The 14,327-nt window shown below is 62.2% G+C and carries 13 protein-coding genes and 1 pseudogene; 7 read left to right on the forward strand and 7 right to left on the reverse strand.

What is annotated here, in order from left to right; all coding sequences use genetic code 11:
- The first annotated feature begins 2 nt into the window (after positions 1 to 2).
- From ureC to SynTAK9802_RS12110, 4 genes are all read left to right on the forward strand, one after another.
- Complete coding sequence (gene ureC / locus SynTAK9802_RS12095; protein ID WP_186496498.1) at positions 3 to 1,712, forward strand: urease subunit alpha; 1,710 nt, start codon at positions 3 to 5, stop codon at positions 1,710 to 1,712.
- On the forward strand, positions 1,709 to 2,467 hold the full coding sequence (locus tag SynTAK9802_RS12100) for a type 1 glutamine amidotransferase (RefSeq protein ID WP_186496500.1): 759 nt from the start codon (positions 1,709 to 1,711) through the stop codon (positions 2,465 to 2,467). Before ureC ends, SynTAK9802_RS12100 begins: the two co-directional genes overlap by 4 nt.
- A gap of 191 nt (positions 2,468 to 2,658) precedes the next feature.
- On the forward strand, positions 2,659 to 2,826 hold the full coding sequence (locus SynTAK9802_RS12105; protein ID WP_114988753.1) for a DUF4278 domain-containing protein: 168 nt from the start codon (positions 2,659 to 2,661) through the stop codon (positions 2,824 to 2,826).
- Positions 2,827 to 2,906: 80 nt separating this feature from the next.
- A complete protein-coding gene (locus tag SynTAK9802_RS12110; RefSeq protein WP_115009785.1) occupies positions 2,907 to 3,125 on the forward strand; it encodes a hypothetical protein in 219 nt (72 codons plus the stop codon).
- 84 nt (positions 3,126 to 3,209) lie between these two features.
- Here SynTAK9802_RS12110 and SynTAK9802_RS12115 read toward each other — a convergent pair whose 3' ends face one another.
- The 6 genes and pseudogenes from SynTAK9802_RS12115 to SynTAK9802_RS12135 form a co-directional block, all read right to left on the reverse strand.
- On the reverse strand, positions 3,210 to 3,884 hold the full coding sequence (locus SynTAK9802_RS12115) for a DUF1028 domain-containing protein (RefSeq protein WP_186496502.1): 675 nt from the start codon (positions 3,882 to 3,884) through the stop codon (positions 3,210 to 3,212).
- Entirely contained in the window at positions 3,881 to 5,170 is a 1,290-nt protein-coding gene (locus SynTAK9802_RS12120) for a Zn-dependent hydrolase (RefSeq protein WP_186496504.1), read from the reverse strand. Before SynTAK9802_RS12120 ends, SynTAK9802_RS12115 begins: the two co-directional genes overlap by 4 nt.
- A 94-nt stretch (positions 5,171 to 5,264) precedes the next feature.
- Positions 5,265 to 7,289, reverse strand: coding sequence for an asparagine synthase (glutamine-hydrolyzing) (gene asnB / locus SynTAK9802_RS12125; RefSeq protein ID WP_186496506.1), 2,025 nt, complete (start codon positions 7,287 to 7,289; stop codon positions 5,265 to 5,267).
- A gap of 9 nt (positions 7,290 to 7,298) precedes the next feature.
- Positions 7,299 to 8,414, reverse strand: a complete 1,116-nt coding sequence (locus tag SynTAK9802_RS12130; RefSeq protein ID WP_186496508.1) for an aspartate carbamoyltransferase — start codon at positions 8,412 to 8,414, stop codon at positions 7,299 to 7,301.
- 161 nt (positions 8,415 to 8,575) lie between these two features.
- Positions 8,576 to 8,704: a hypothetical protein gene (locus SynTAK9802_RS12700; protein WP_255477651.1), complete on the reverse strand. Its 129-nt coding sequence runs from the start codon at positions 8,702 to 8,704 to the stop codon at positions 8,576 to 8,578.
- 17 nt (positions 8,705 to 8,721) lie between these two features.
- Positions 8,722 to 10,153: pseudogene (locus tag SynTAK9802_RS12135) on the reverse strand (sodium:solute symporter family protein).
- Between the two features lie 315 nt (positions 10,154 to 10,468).
- On the opposite strand from SynTAK9802_RS12135, the gene SynTAK9802_RS12140 reads away from it, so the two are divergent.
- From SynTAK9802_RS12140 to SynTAK9802_RS12150, 3 genes are read left to right on the forward strand one after another with little or no spacing between them, the layout of a single operon-like run.
- On the forward strand, positions 10,469 to 11,944 hold the full coding sequence (locus SynTAK9802_RS12140) for a circularly permuted type 2 ATP-grasp protein (RefSeq protein WP_186498231.1): 1,476 nt from the start codon (positions 10,469 to 10,471) through the stop codon (positions 11,942 to 11,944).
- Positions 11,938 to 12,933 carry an alpha-E domain-containing protein gene (locus SynTAK9802_RS12145; RefSeq protein WP_186496510.1) on the forward strand — a complete coding sequence of 332 codons (996 nt, stop codon included), beginning with the start codon at positions 11,938 to 11,940 and terminating at the stop codon, positions 12,931 to 12,933. The genes SynTAK9802_RS12140 and SynTAK9802_RS12145 overlap by 7 nt, the downstream gene beginning before the upstream one ends.
- A complete protein-coding gene (locus SynTAK9802_RS12150) occupies positions 12,906 to 13,805 on the forward strand; it encodes a transglutaminase family protein (protein ID WP_186496513.1) in 900 nt (299 codons plus the stop codon). Before SynTAK9802_RS12145 ends, SynTAK9802_RS12150 begins: the two co-directional genes overlap by 28 nt.
- Here SynTAK9802_RS12150 and SynTAK9802_RS12155 read toward each other — a convergent pair.
- Positions 13,793 to 14,284: a redox protein gene (locus SynTAK9802_RS12155; protein ID WP_114988886.1), complete on the reverse strand. Its 492-nt coding sequence runs from the start codon at positions 14,282 to 14,284 to the stop codon at positions 13,793 to 13,795. The two genes, SynTAK9802_RS12150 and SynTAK9802_RS12155, sit on opposite strands and share 13 nt — an antisense overlap.
- Positions 14,285 to 14,327: the final 43 nt, after the last annotated feature.

Here is a 14,327-nt window from a genome sequence, read left to right on the forward strand (position 1 = left end):
CCATGCCCTACCGCATCTCCCGCCAGGCCTACGCCGAGACCTACGGACCCACCACCGGCGACAGAGTTCGCCTGGCCGACACCGATCTGATTCTGGAAGTCGAAAAGGATTACACCGTCTACGGCGATGAGGTGAAGTTCGGCGGCGGCAAGGTGATCCGCGACGGCATGGGCCAATCCCAGACCCCTCGAGCCGAGGGCGCCGTCGACACGGTGATCACCAATGCCCTGATCCTCGACTGGTGGGGCATCGTCAAAGCCGATGTCGGCCTCAAGGATGGCCGCATCGTTGGCATCGGCAAAGCCGGCAACCCCGACACCCAGGAAGGGGTGACGATCGTGGTGGGCCCAGGCACCGAAGCCATCGCTGGGGAGGGCCACATCCTCACGGCCGGTGGCATCGACACCCACATCCACTTCATCTGCCCCCAGCAGATCGAAACGGCCCTGGCCAGCGGCGTTACCACCCTGATGGGCGGCGGCACCGGACCGGCAACAGGCACCAATGCCACCACCTGCACCCCCGGCGCCTTCCACATCGGACGGATGCTCCAAGCCGCCGAAGGTTTGCCGGTGAACCTGGGCTTCTTCGGCAAAGGCAACGCCAGCACCCCGGAAGCGCTGGAAGAACAGGTGCGCGCCGGTGCCTGCGGCCTGAAGCTGCACGAAGACTGGGGCACCACGCCCGCCACCATCGATGCCTGCCTGTCTGTGGCCGATCGGATGGATGTGCAGGTGTGCATCCACACCGACACCTTGAACGAAGCCGGCTTCGTGGAAGACACGATCGCCGCCATCAAGGGACGCACCATCCACACCTTCCACACCGAAGGCGCCGGCGGTGGACACGCGCCGGACATCATCAAGATCTGCGGCGAGGCCAACGTGCTGCCCAGCAGCACCAACCCCACCCGGCCCTACACCCGCAACACGCTCGAGGAGCACCTCGACATGCTGATGGTGTGCCACCACCTCGATCCGAAGATCCCCGAGGACGTGGCCTTTGCCGAATCACGGATCCGGCGCGAAACGATCGCCGCCGAAGACATCCTTCACGACCTGGGCGCCTTCTCGATCATCGCCAGCGACTCCCAGGCCATGGGCCGAGTGGGCGAGGTGATCACCCGCACCTTCCAGACCGCCCACAAGATGAAGGTGCAGCGCGGTGCGCTGCCGGAAGACTCCGCTCGCAACGACAACCACCGGCTCAAGCGCTACATCGCCAAGGTGACGATCAACCCGGCGTTGGCCCACGGCATCAGCAGCGAAGTGGGGTCGATCGAAACCGGCAAACTCGCCGATTTGGTGCTGTGGAAGCCAGGCTTCTTCGGCATTCGCCCGGAACTGGTGGTAAAGGGCGGTTCGATCGTCTGGGCCCAGATGGGCGATGCCAACGCCTCGATTCCCACCCCAGGCCCGGTGCACGGCCGGCCGATGTTCGGCGCCTTCGGCAAAGCCCTCGCCCCCAGTTGTCTCACCTTCGTGAGCGAAGCGGCGATGGATGCCGACATCCAACGCCAGCTGGGGCTCGAGCGCACCTGCATGGCGGTGAAGGACACCCGGAGCGTGGGCAAGAGCGCCCTCAAGCTGAATTCAGCGCTGCCCAAGGTGAGCGTGGACCCACAGACCTATGAGGTGTTCGCCGATGGTGAACTGCTCACCTGTGAGCCCGCCGAGGTGCTGCCCCTGGCCCAGCGCTACCTGCTGCTTTGAGCCCCACGCTGCTGGTGGTCCAACACGTGGACCACGAAGACGCCGCACTGGTGGGAGAGCTGGCGCGGCAGCGGGGCCTGACACTCGAAATCCTGAGGCCCGACCGGGGCGACCCACTGCCGGACCCCAGGGCGTGTGCCAACAGCATCGCCCTTGTGCTCGGTGGCCCGATGAGCGTGAACGATCGCGACCAACCGGGCATGGACTGGTTGCTGCAGGAACTGGACTGGTTAAGGGCCTGGCACCAGCAACGCCGACCGGTGCTGGGCATCTGCCTCGGGGCGCAGCTCTTGGCTGTGGCTGCAGGGGGCAGCATTCAACCGCTGCAGGTGGGAGCACCACCGCAGCAACTGAAGGAACTGGGGCTCGGCGCGATCCACTGGGTCGTGAATCCCAGTGATGAGGCCCTGCTCAAGGGGCAACCAAGCAGCAGCCTGGTGCTGCATTGGCATGGTGATCGCATCCACCTCCCGGCTGATGCAACCCTGCTGGGTTCTTCACTGCACTGCGCCGAACAGGTGTTTCGAATCGGGGCCCACGCCATTGGCCTGCAATGCCACCTCGAGATCGACGGCGACGCGCTGGAACGCTGGATCGCCAACGACCACGACTACGTGGTGAACGCCCTTGGAGCTGAAGGGCCCGATCGCCTGACCCAGGACTGGCGCAGGCTGGGCACCACGCTCCAGGAACAAGGCCGAAACTTCTTCGATGCTGTGCTCAATCAACTGATTGAGATCAGCCAGACCCACTAATTCCTACGCACAAAAATAAACAAAACCAAAAACTTTTCTGAAGAGGTATCAACCTGAACACCACTTCGGCATTTGCAAGAGCTTCAATATTTCTGTAGCAACAGCTACCGATCGTTCACTTCGCATCGCGCGAAGCGCAGTTCGCCTCAGGCCATGGAACGGGGACCTGAGCTTGCTTCGAGGACCATCCAATGACCACCCTTCTCTATCGCGGGCATCAGTACCAGCAAAACAACGCCACTCAGGGCAAGCCCGGGGTGCAGCTGGTTTACCGCCGCAACGTGTACCAAGCCCGCCAGATCAACAACCACCGCACTCCGGTGCAGCTCGTGTACCGCGGCGTGGGCTACACGCGCTAGGCCAACTTCTTAATCCGTAGCAACTCGAACATTCCAGTTCCGAGGATTGAGGCGTAATAGATCCAGCTTCAGCAAAGACGTTGGATCTCATCACCTCTCGCCTCGACCAAGGCCTCGTGCAAGTGAGTCCCTCCAGCGTGCATGGCGTGTTCTGGCTGCAGACCCACTTTCCGTCTCAGGAATGGGATGCCCTGCTGTCTGGACAAGCCGCCTTTGGCATGGATTGCATCGATGACCTGATCACCGACGCACGTCAGGCCGGCCTGAACGTGGAGTGGGAAGCATCCGTCCCTAGCTGAACAAGCCTGAGTTGAATTCCTGAAAAGGCCCTGCACACGACTGTGTTGCAGGGCTTTTTTAATGGCGTCAACGACGCAGCAGGTTCAAGCCACCAAGCGGTTGAGCATCGGCAATTCCGACAGTTCATCCCGCCACTCCTGGGCCCAGAGAGCCTGACTGCGCTCATACACCTCCATCAATTGCTCCACGGAGCGCTCGTGGAAATCAACGCGCAGATCCAACAGCGGAAAAGCCGCTTCACCGCTCACCTGCACCGCCGCTGACGTGCAGAAGGGAGAACGATGGTCACCACCAGCCGCTTCCCCGGCCTGGAGAGCCATCATCAAGCGGCGGCCCAGTTTCAAGCTGGGGTCGCTGGTGAGAAAGGCCTGCTCCATGGCTACCAACACGCCCTCATCCACCAAGCAATTGCCGGCAACAGACAGATCACGCTGATGGCGATGCCCTGCCCAAGGGCCGCAATCCTGCCCCGTCCAACAAGCCGTACGACCGTCCAGATCGATCAGGTGAAACTGACGCCGTTCACGGTCTTGATCATCCGCAAGAAGGCTGGCCAGAACGCTCTCGGCATCCGAACTCTGCTCCAGGCGCTCAAGACCACAAATCCCCAGATACGGATTTGTGTGGGCCTGGGTGGCGACAGCACCAACCCCGGAGCGGATGTGAGGCACGGTGGATCCAACGGCCAGATGACAGGTGGCCACAGCCACACCAAAGCGACCGTTGCTGGGATCACGGGCCAGGATCGAAAAAGTCACAGCAGCTGACGGTCGAGCCGCAGCAACGTTTCCAGCAGCACAGCGGTGCCCGCCCAGCACTGCTCGTCACTGGTGAACTCTGCAGCGGAATGACTCAGGCCGCCCCGGCTGGGCACAAAAATCATGCCCATCGGCCAACGGCGGCCAACCTCCTGGGCATCGTGGCTGGCACGGCTGGGGAGATGGCTGTGGGACAAGCCGATATCGGCTGCGGCCTCAGCGATCGTGGCCATCACCACAGCGTCAGCAGGGGTGGGATCAACGCTGAACTGGGGGTCAACCGCAATCGGGCAGCCGGTTTCAACACCGATGCGTTCCACCTGCTGCATCAACTCCTCCACCAACTGATCGAGAACGGTGGGATCCACATCCCTGAGGTCAACCGTCAGGGCGACGGCGCCAGGGACAACATTGGCGGCATTGGGCCAAACCTCCAGTCGACCCACCGTCGCCACCGGATCTCCGGGATGACGGGAGGCCATGGCCTCGATGGCAAGAACAAGACGCGAGGCCGCCACGAGGGCGTCCTGTCGCAACCCCATCGGTGTGGTGCCGGCGTGATTGGCCTGGCCCCTCACATTGATGCTGAAGCGACGCTGGCCAACAACGCCCTCCACAACACCGATGGCATCGCCGCGTTGCTCAAGCACGCCACCCTGCTCAACATGCAACTCCAGGAAAGCGGCATAGGCCTCATCGGAGCGGCGAGCCGAGGCCAGGGAGGGCCAATGGCCGCCGATGCGCGCCAGGTTGTCCTGAATCGGCTGACCATTGCTGGTGGCAAAACTCTCCGGGTCATCGGAGGCCGTGCCCGCCAAGCCCTTGCAGCCCACCATGGTCGACTCCTCGTCGGCAAAGACGATCAACTCGATGCCGTGCCGCAGGCGCAGGCCCTGGTCTTGAAGAGCGCGGCAGGCTTCCAGACCGGCCAACACCCCCAGGGCCCCATCAAAACGTCCACCGGTGGGAACCGTGTCGAGGTGCGACCCGGTCACCAGGGCAGGGCGGTGGGGATCGAGGCCTTCCAGACGTCCGATCAAGTTGCCAGCGGCATCAACACGCACCTGCATGCCGAGCTGCTTCATCCAGTGGGCCAGCAACTCACGACCCTGCACATCCTCCGGCGAGAACCCGCGTCGACACACGCTGCCGTCCGGCTTGGCGCCAATGCTGGCCAGCTGCTCAATCGTTGCAACCAAGCGATCACGGTTTGGTCGCGCCGCAATCTTGGCTGGCTCGACCCGCGAAGCAGGGGTGGTCGGAGAAGCCGAGATGAGCGCTGGCAATGCCGTGACCTTCAGTTCAAAGGGACCAACACCTTCACCTGAACGGACCAATCGGCCTGTAGCTAGCGCAACGATTTAATCCTGATCAAAGAATTCAAACGGGCATCAGCACCCGCCAGCCCAGGCGGTCCGCCTCCCGGCGGGCCAGGGCTGGCACGTCTTCCGCCACAAACATGCGGTGCAGCATCTGCACGCCCAGCAGGTGATTGATCACCGCATCCATCTGCACACGCTCCGCGTCGGTGGTGGCCGGGTCCTCGTGACGGGCAAACAAGGCGCGCACACCGGCTTTGCTCAACAAACCAGCGTCATCGATCGCCTCATCACTGAGGTAGTCGTCGGCGAGCTGCTTCATCTGCTCCCATTTCTCAGGCTCGGTGTGGGCTGGCGGGGCCATGAAGGCGAACTTCTCACGCCGGTACAGCACCTCCGGCAACAGGCCAGCCATGGCTTCCCGCAGCACGTATTTCTCGGTTTTCCCCTTGATCCGCAATTCGGGCGGCACCTGCACGGCCACCGCAGCCAGATGGTGATCGAGGAAGGCGGGTCGCGCCTCCATGGAATTGGCCATGTCGACCCGATCGCCACCCCAGGTGAGGATCTGGCCCTCCAGCATGGTCTTGATCCAGACGTACTGGGCCTTGTCCAGGGCATGGCGCCCGTCCAGTTGATCCGCATCCAGCTGCGCGGCAATCGCCTTGCCCGGGGAGTAATCCTTGAGGGCTTCGGCATGGGACTGCGCCAGAAGCTCCGGCACCAAGGGCGCGCAGGCCAGCCAGGGCTGAAGGCAACTGGGGGTGAAGCCGACCACCGCATCAAGATCGGGGTCATCAACCTGGTTTTCAGCCAGCATCGCCCCCTTCACCAGAGCATTGGACTGCTGCAGCAGGCTTTCCCAGCTGGCGCGCTCCTCCTGCGGCAGGTCATCCAGACCATGGAGGAACATGTCGCGGCGAAAGGCGGGATAGCCGCCAAACAGCTCATCTGAGCCTTCGCCAGTCATCACCACCTTGTAATCCACGTCGTTGACGTGACGGCTCATCAAGAACTTGGCCACCGCCAAGGTGTTGTAGATCGTTCGCTCCGCATGCCAGATGGTGCGCTCCATGTGGCCATAGAGCTCCTGACCCGAGAGACGCATCAGATCCTGCTCAGCGCCGGTGGCTTCGGCCATCTCACGAGCAATCGGCGACTCGTCGTAACGGGCGTCGTCAAAGCCGATCGTGAACGCCTTCACCGGTGCCTGGCTCACGGCTGAGGCCAAGCCAAGGATCGAACAGCTGTCGATGCCGCCAGAGAGGTAACAACCCACGGGCACATCGGCCACCATGCGCAGTTCAACGGCCTCCAGCAGTGCCGCACGAACGGCAGCGATGTGGTCGGCTTCGGTTCGCTTGGGGTCCCGCTCGTCCTTGCGCGGAAAGTCGACGTCCCAGTAGGTGGACTCCGACACCTCCAGATGGCCATTCACCCGTTGCACCTTGAGCACATGGCCGGGCTTCACCTGATGCACCCCGGCGAAGGCTGTGGTGCCGGGAACCATGGTCTGCATCAACTGGTGGAACAGACCCTCCGAGGTGAAGCGTCGCTCCACCGCCGGATGGGCGAACAGCACCTTCAATTCGGAACCGAACACCAGACCCTCAGGCGTCATCGCCCAGTACTGCGGTTTGATGCCGAAGCGATCCCGCACCAGGTAGAGGCAGTCTTCGGAGCGATCAAACAAGGCGAAGGCAAACTCACCCCGCAAGAGGGGCAAGGTCGCCTCCAAGCCCTGGCGTTGGTACAGCCGCAGCAGAATCTCGGAATCGCTCTTGCTGCTGAAGCGCACACCCTGGGCGGTGAGGTCAGCCCTGATCCGCTGGAAGTCGTAGAACTCACCGTTGTGGGCCATCAGCACCTCGCCGTCATCGGTGAGGAAGGGCTGCCGAGCCCGTGACTCATTCAGGTCAATGATCGAAAGGCGGGCATGGCAGAAGCCGACGCCGGCCTGATCGAGCACCTCAACCCCGAAGCCATCGGGCCCGCGATGGGCCTGAATCGCCGCCATGTTGACCAGCAGCTGGCGATCCACCGTCTGTTGACGGTCGGCATTGAAAACACCGCCAATTCCACACATCAGCCCACCTCAGATCACATCCATCACGCGTTCCGCCCGATCCACCATGCAGGTGAGCAGGGCCATCCGCAGGAACACAGCTCCCCTGGCCTGGCTGAAATACCAGTTGTGTGGCGTGTCATCCAGGCAGGTGCTGAGTTCCGCTCCCCGCGCCAAGGGATGGAGCACGATCGCTTCCGGTTTGAACGGCATGTCGCGGGTGAGGCGGAATCCTCCGCCGTGTACTTCATAGGAGTCGCCGACCCAGGCAATGGCATTGATGTAAACGACATCCAAGTCGGGCACTTCAGCCTGAAGATCGGTGCTGGAGCGCACCTTCATCCCACAAGCTTCAAGCTCCTCCAACTGTCCTGGGTCGAACAGCGGCTGATCCGGCTCCAACTCGGGGGCGTGAATCACCACCACCTCGTCCACGGTCTGCGGGAATTTGGCCAGGATCCTCAACAGGGAGCGAACCGTTCGCATCCGCGAAGGGATTCCGACGATCCCAATGCGAATCCGGTCAGCGGGTGCCACTTCAGCTTCAGCAAGCTTGGGGCGCCACTTGAAGATCGTGTACAGATCGGCCATCGCCTGGGTGGGATGCTCATCGATCCCATTTCCAGCGTTGATGATCGGGATCCGAAGGGTGGACGTCATCGCGTAAACGGCACCGGGATCGCTGTCCCGAAGCACCACACAATCGCCGTAGTTGTTGAACATATGGGCGACATCTTCGAGAGACTCGCCCTTGGCGATCCCTGTGGTGGCCCTATCGGTGATGTTGATGGAGGTACCGCCGAGTCGGTGCCAGGCACTGTCAAAGGACAGCCGGGTTCGCGTGCTTGGTTCGTAAAACGCGTTGATCAGAATCTTGCCGGTGAGCGGCGTGTTGTGACGGCAATAGCGATCTGGATTGCTCTCAAACTTCGCCGCCAGGCGAAACACCTGCAACAAAACCTCGGAGCGAAACGGTTGGATCGACACCACGTGCTGATCCACCAAATCCTTCAAAGGTTCAACATCTTCAGCAATGGCAGCCAGCAACTCCTGGGGTTGGTTCTGCCCGTAGACATCGGGCCCCATCGGCTCAAACCGAATCTGAACCGAAGACGCGTCTACAACTGCTGTTTTGGCCTGTGCCATAGCGGGATCGGATCAACACTCTGTTTGCCAAAACGAGTGCTGAAGCCAGGAACTACATCTTTTACCGGTAACAACAACCACACTGCTGCGTCCACGAAGAAGCAGCTTCTTAAGCAAAGATCCGGAAAGGATTGTGCTGGGGTGGACGGCTAAAGGAGACATCACCAAACCCGGCCATTGCGCCACTCCACCCACCAGATCAGCAGCAGCACGAGCACCGACAGCACCAGGGCGAACTGACTGGCCACAAGCAGAGCCTGAAAGCCAGACAGACCAACGAGGCCGGCCATTAAAGGAAGCGTTTGGATCATCCCTCCTCCTGCAACAAGGTGAAGTCGAAGCGTTCCGGCCAGAACCGACTGCCCATAAGCATCACAACCGCCGACACGGCCGCCGAAAACACCGCAGCGCAGTAGGGCGCGATCAGCACATAGGCGAGCAGGCCCACAACGCTGCCGGAAAGCATGGCCGCAATGGCAGCCGTGCGGTTGGCCGTGCGCCAGTAGAGGCCACACGCCACAGGCCAGACCGTGGAGGCCACCAGGGCACCGGTGAAGAAGAGCACCGACGCCAGCGAATCCAGCCGCGGCCAGGACAGCGCCAGGGTGATGACGGCCAATCCCACCACCATCAACCGCGCCGCCTGCTTGAGCTGCAGGTCGCTGGCCTGGGGCCTCAACAGGCGGAAGTACACATCCTCCGCCAACAGATCGGCGGTGGATGCCAGCAGGGAATCGAGGGTGGAGGTGAGCGAGGCAAACACCACCACAAACACCAAGGCTGCGCCACCCGCCCCGAGCAGATCAGCTGCCATCACAGGGAACACCATGTTCACCTGCTCGAGAGGCAACTCACGGGCCAGGGCCACCAGTCCGATGGAGCCCGTCACCATCGGCACGCTCATCCAGGCGATTCCCCCCAACACGAAGGAGGTCATCACCACCGAGCGCCGGCTGGCGAACACCCGGGACCACCAGATGTTGTTGTGAAACACCTCGCCCATCGAAAAGAGGGCGGAATTCCAGGCGATCAACAAGCCCGCCGGCAGCAGCAGATCAAGCCGATCGGGATGCCGGGCCAGCAAGGAGGCATGCACCTCAGGCATCGGGAATTGACGGAAGGCAAGCACCGCCACCACCGCCAGCAACACCATGATCAATAGCGACTGAATGAAATCGGTGCCGATCACAGCCCGCATTCCGCCGAACAGGGTGTAGACGGTGGCAACACCAATCACCACCACCATTCCCACGTGGTAATCGAAGCCTGAAAGGGCCTGCAGCAGCAGGCCAGCACCCATCGCCTGGGTCATCAGAAAGCCCAGGGTGTAGATCGCGGTGATCAACATGAACACCCACCAGGCCAGACGCCCGTAGCGCAGGCGAATGAAGTCGCCGCTGGTGCGCCCGTTGGGCATCAACTGCTTGATCCGCGAGGCCAGGGGGGGCGAACAGAATCAGGCCAAGCCCGGCCAGGGCATAGCTGAACATGCCCCAAAGGCCGGTTTTGTAGCCGAATTCAGGGGCGAGCAGGGTGGTGTTGCCGGTGACCCAAGAGGCCATCAACGTGGCCGTACTCAGGGCCAGCCCGATGTTGCGCCCCGCCAGCATGTAGTCGTCGGCATTGCCTTGACCGCGCCGGCCCCAGGCAATCCCCAGCGCCACCCACAGAACAGAGAACAGCACCACCAACGCCCAGGCGATCCCGGGCTGAAGGAAGGGAACCGAGTCAGCGGACATCCGTCGACCCCCTGCGATTCCAGTACAGGTGTCCGCGCAGAATCATCACCACCGTCGCCGCAGTCACAACGGCACCAAGGGCAAAGATCAGACGCGCCCAGAGCAATTCATCCAAGGCGAAGGGCGTTTGAACTCCAGAAACAGGTAAGCAAAAGAGGCTTCCCAGCTCCGGCTGTCGCCTTCGATTTAGGTGCCTTCGGATACCCAAACATCAGGCGATCAGCGCTCGGTCGCCTGAAATTGCGGAATGTGTAGCAACAACAACCCGAGGGGGGTTGGGGCGACGCGTTGGATGCCAAACCCCATTCCATCGGGATGTTTACCGACTACAAACCCACGGTCGGCTTCGACGAATATTTCTGCGGTGAAACAGCAAGGCCGCGTGACGACCTAGCCACGTTGCTCACATCACTGGGGCAGATGGGATTGCCCGAGCTCAACCGCAGCCATGCCTCAGCCAGCCAGCTGCTGCGTCGCCTCGGCGCCACCTTCCGCCTCAACGATTCCGGGCTCAAAGGCAGCGAACGAATTCTCCCCTTCGATCCCTTGCCTCGGCTGATCGGCCGCAGCGACTGGATCACCCTGGAGCGGGGATTGCTGCAACGCCTGGAAGCCATCGACTGCTTCCTCGCCGACATCTATGGCCCCCAGCAGATCCTCAACGACGGTGTGATCCCACGGGAAGACGTTGAGAGCTCCTCCGGTTGGCGACCTCAGATGCAGGGCATCAGCCTGCCCCTCAACCACTGGTGCCACATCTCCGGGCTCGACCTGATCCGCGACGGCCATGGCACCTGGCGGGTGCTGGAAGACAACCTGCGCTGCCCATCCGGTGTGGCCTACTTCCTCGAGAACCGTCGGGTGATGAAACGGTTATTCCCTGGCCTGTTCGAAGGCCGTGCCGTTCAACCGATCGACGACTATCCATCCCATCTGCTGCGCACCCTTCAGGACCTGGCGCCCTGGAGCGACACCCCCCGCGTGGCGATCCTGACGCCCGGGGTGTTCAACAGCGCCTATTTCGAACACAGCTACCTGGCCCAAGAAATGGGCATTCACTTGGTGGAGGGGCGCGATCTGGTGTGCGAAGACGGCCGGGTGTGGATGCGCAGCACCAACGGCCTCAAGCCCGTGGATGTGATCTACCGCCGCATCGACGATGATTTTCTTGATCCCACCGTGTTCCGCAAAGACTCGATGCTGGGGGTGCCGGGCCTGATCGATGTGCTGCGGCAAGGACGGGTCGCCATCGCCAACGCCCCTGGCACCGGCGTCGCCGACGACAAGCTGATCTACTCCCACGTGCCGGCGATGATCCGCTACTACCTCGATGAGGAGCCGATCATCGAGAACGTTCCCACCTATCTCTGTGCCCGACCGGACGACCAGCGCTACGTGCTCGAACACCTCGAGCAGCTGGTAGTGAAGTCGGTGGCGGAAGCTGGGGGCTACGGAATGCTGATCGGCCCCCAGGCCAGCCGATCGGAGCTGGCGGACTTCGACACGAAGATCCGTGCGAATCCCCGCAACTTCATCGCGCAGCCCACGCTGCAACTCTCCACCGTGCCGTCCCTCAGTGACGGTGAGCTCTACCCCTGCCACGTTGATCTGCGCCCTTACGTGCTGCGCGGCGCAAGCAGCTGGGTGAGTCCAGGTGGGCTGACGCGCGTGGCCCTCAAGCGGGGCTCGCTGGTGGTGAATTCGTCCCAGGGCGGCGGCTGCAAGGACACCTGGATCGTCGACGACCAACGGATGGCGACACCGCAACCCCAGGAGGCGGTGCCGTGCTGAGCCGCGTTGCCGATTCGCTCTACTGGATCAACCGCTATCTGGAACGCGCCGAAAACATCTCGCGCTTTCTGGAAGTGAGTGAGGCGATGGCGCTGGACTGTCCTCCGGGCAGCGCCGAACCGTGGCTGCCGCTGGTGGAGGTGACGGGGGATCGCCAGCGCTTCGATACGGCCTACCCCGATGCCACGCCCAAACAGGTGGTGCACTTCCTGCTGCGGGACCGCAGCAACCCCAACAGCATCGTGAGCTGCATTGCGGTGGCCCGGGAGAACGCACGACAGATCCGGGATGTAATCACCACGGAGATGTGGGAGCAGATCAATGATCTGCACTGGAGCCTGCAGGACGACGAAGACATCTGGCGCGAACCGGTGCAGGAACAACTGCGGATCATCCGCCGCGGCTGCCAGCTCGTGTACGGGATCACCGACACCACCCTGAGCCGCGATCTGAGCTGGCTGTTCAGCCAGCTGGGTCGTCTGATCGAACGCGCCGACAAAACCTCCCGCATCCTCGACGTCAAATACTTCCTGCTGCTGCCCTCCCCTGAGGAGGTGGGTGGCGTGCTGGACGAACTGCAGTGGATCACCCTGCTGCGCACAGCGGGCGCTTATCAGATGTACCGCCAAAGCATGCAGCAAGCGATCAGTCCTGCATCTGTGGCCCGCTTTTTGCTGCTGGATCCCAGCTTTCCTCGATCGGTGCGGTACTGCCTGCAGGGCATCAGCGACACCTTGCAACAGATCCAGCAGCTCCCGACCCAAGACACGCCGAATGACCTCGACTGTTTGCGCGGACAGCTCCTAGCCCGCTGGAGCTATGTGCGGATCGACAACCTGATCGAAGCCGGTCTGCATGAAGCCATTGACCAGCTTCAGCAGGACCTCAACCAACTCCACAACCTGATCCAGACCCGCTACTTCACCAGCGCGGACCTCCATTCCATCCCCACCGATCCCGCATGCGCGCTCTCATCGTTCACCGCCTGACGTATCGGTATGACGCCCCGGTGTTCCTCGGGGAACATCGCCTTTGCCTGAGGCCTCGAGGGCAGGGGTTTCAGACCCTGCTGGAGCACCAACTCAACGTGCTGCCGGAACCGGAGCAACGTCGGGAACTGGTGGCCGCCAGCGGCGATGAAATCCAACGGCTCCGCTTTCTCGGCAGCACTGAGGAACTGATCTTTGAGGCCCGCAGCCTGGTGGAGACCCGACCGGCAACCCCGCTGGAGAGCTGCTTCAACGGACTAGAACCACCCCTGCCCTACCCACGCGGCCAGCTCAACAGCGATCTGCAGGGCGCCCTGGAGGGCTGGTTGCCCAACGGCCAGCACGAACCCTCGGCCATCGACCTCACCCAGGAAGCCCTGATGGGCAGCAACCAGCAGACCCTGGCCTTTCTGAAGCAACTGATTGAACTGATTCAAGAGCGGGTGAAATACACCCAACGCCATGTGGGACCCGCCTGGCCGGCGGGCCGAACCCTGCGCGAACGGATCGGCTCCTGCCGTGATCTGGCCATGCTGATGGTGGCCTGCTGCCGCGTGGTGGGTCTTCCGGCCCGCTTCGTGAGCGGCTATCAACTGCAGGAACCTCCCCCAAAGGAGTACGACCTGCATGCCTGGACGGAGGTTTACCTGCCGGGGGCGGGCTGGCGGGGCTTTGACCCCAGTGCCGGGATGGAAGTCAACGAGCGCTATGTGGTGCTGGCCACCTCCTCCAAGCCAGAACTCACCGCAGCCGTGAGCGGCAGCTTCAGCGGTCCCTCGGGAACAAACAGTGAACTGAACTGGCAGATTCAGATCAGCGAGGAGGCCTCCGCAACGGAAACCCCCTCACGCAACCTGGTTCAGGCCGCCTGAAGCAACGGTTCCACTCCGTGCAACTGGGGCTTCGGCGCCGAGCTGTGGGTGGCTGCCATCAAGGCCGGGATCTCGGCGCTGTTGTAGACGCGGAATTCCCGCACAAGAGAAGCACCCTCCTCACGAACCGCCTGGTTCAGAACGACGGAACCATCGGGATCGGAGATCGAGCGGTGGAAAGTGCCAGGAGGGATGCGAAGGATGTCACCACCGCTCTCGAGCCGAACAATGTGGAACGGCTGTTCCCAGGCCAGATTCACCAGGAAGAAGGTTCTGCCGCCACTGGCCGCAAGCAGATTATCTTCCTGATGAGGATGCAGATAGAACTGCCAGGCTCCACTCTCCGGATCGTTGGGGGGGGACACGGCGGGGCCGCTGTGAATCACCAGGTCGCGCGCGTTCGAGGTGTTCACGGTGACGTCGAAAAAACGAACCGACGGAGTGTCGCGGAAGCGCTCGTAGGCCAGCAGTTCAAACATGTCGATGGATCCTGCGGGATCCTTCAGCTGCCCCGTTGTACCG

This window comes from Synechococcus sp. TAK9802 (genome assembly GCF_014279535.1).
Classification (GTDB): domain Bacteria; phylum Cyanobacteriota; class Cyanobacteriia; order PCC-6307; family Cyanobiaceae; genus Parasynechococcus.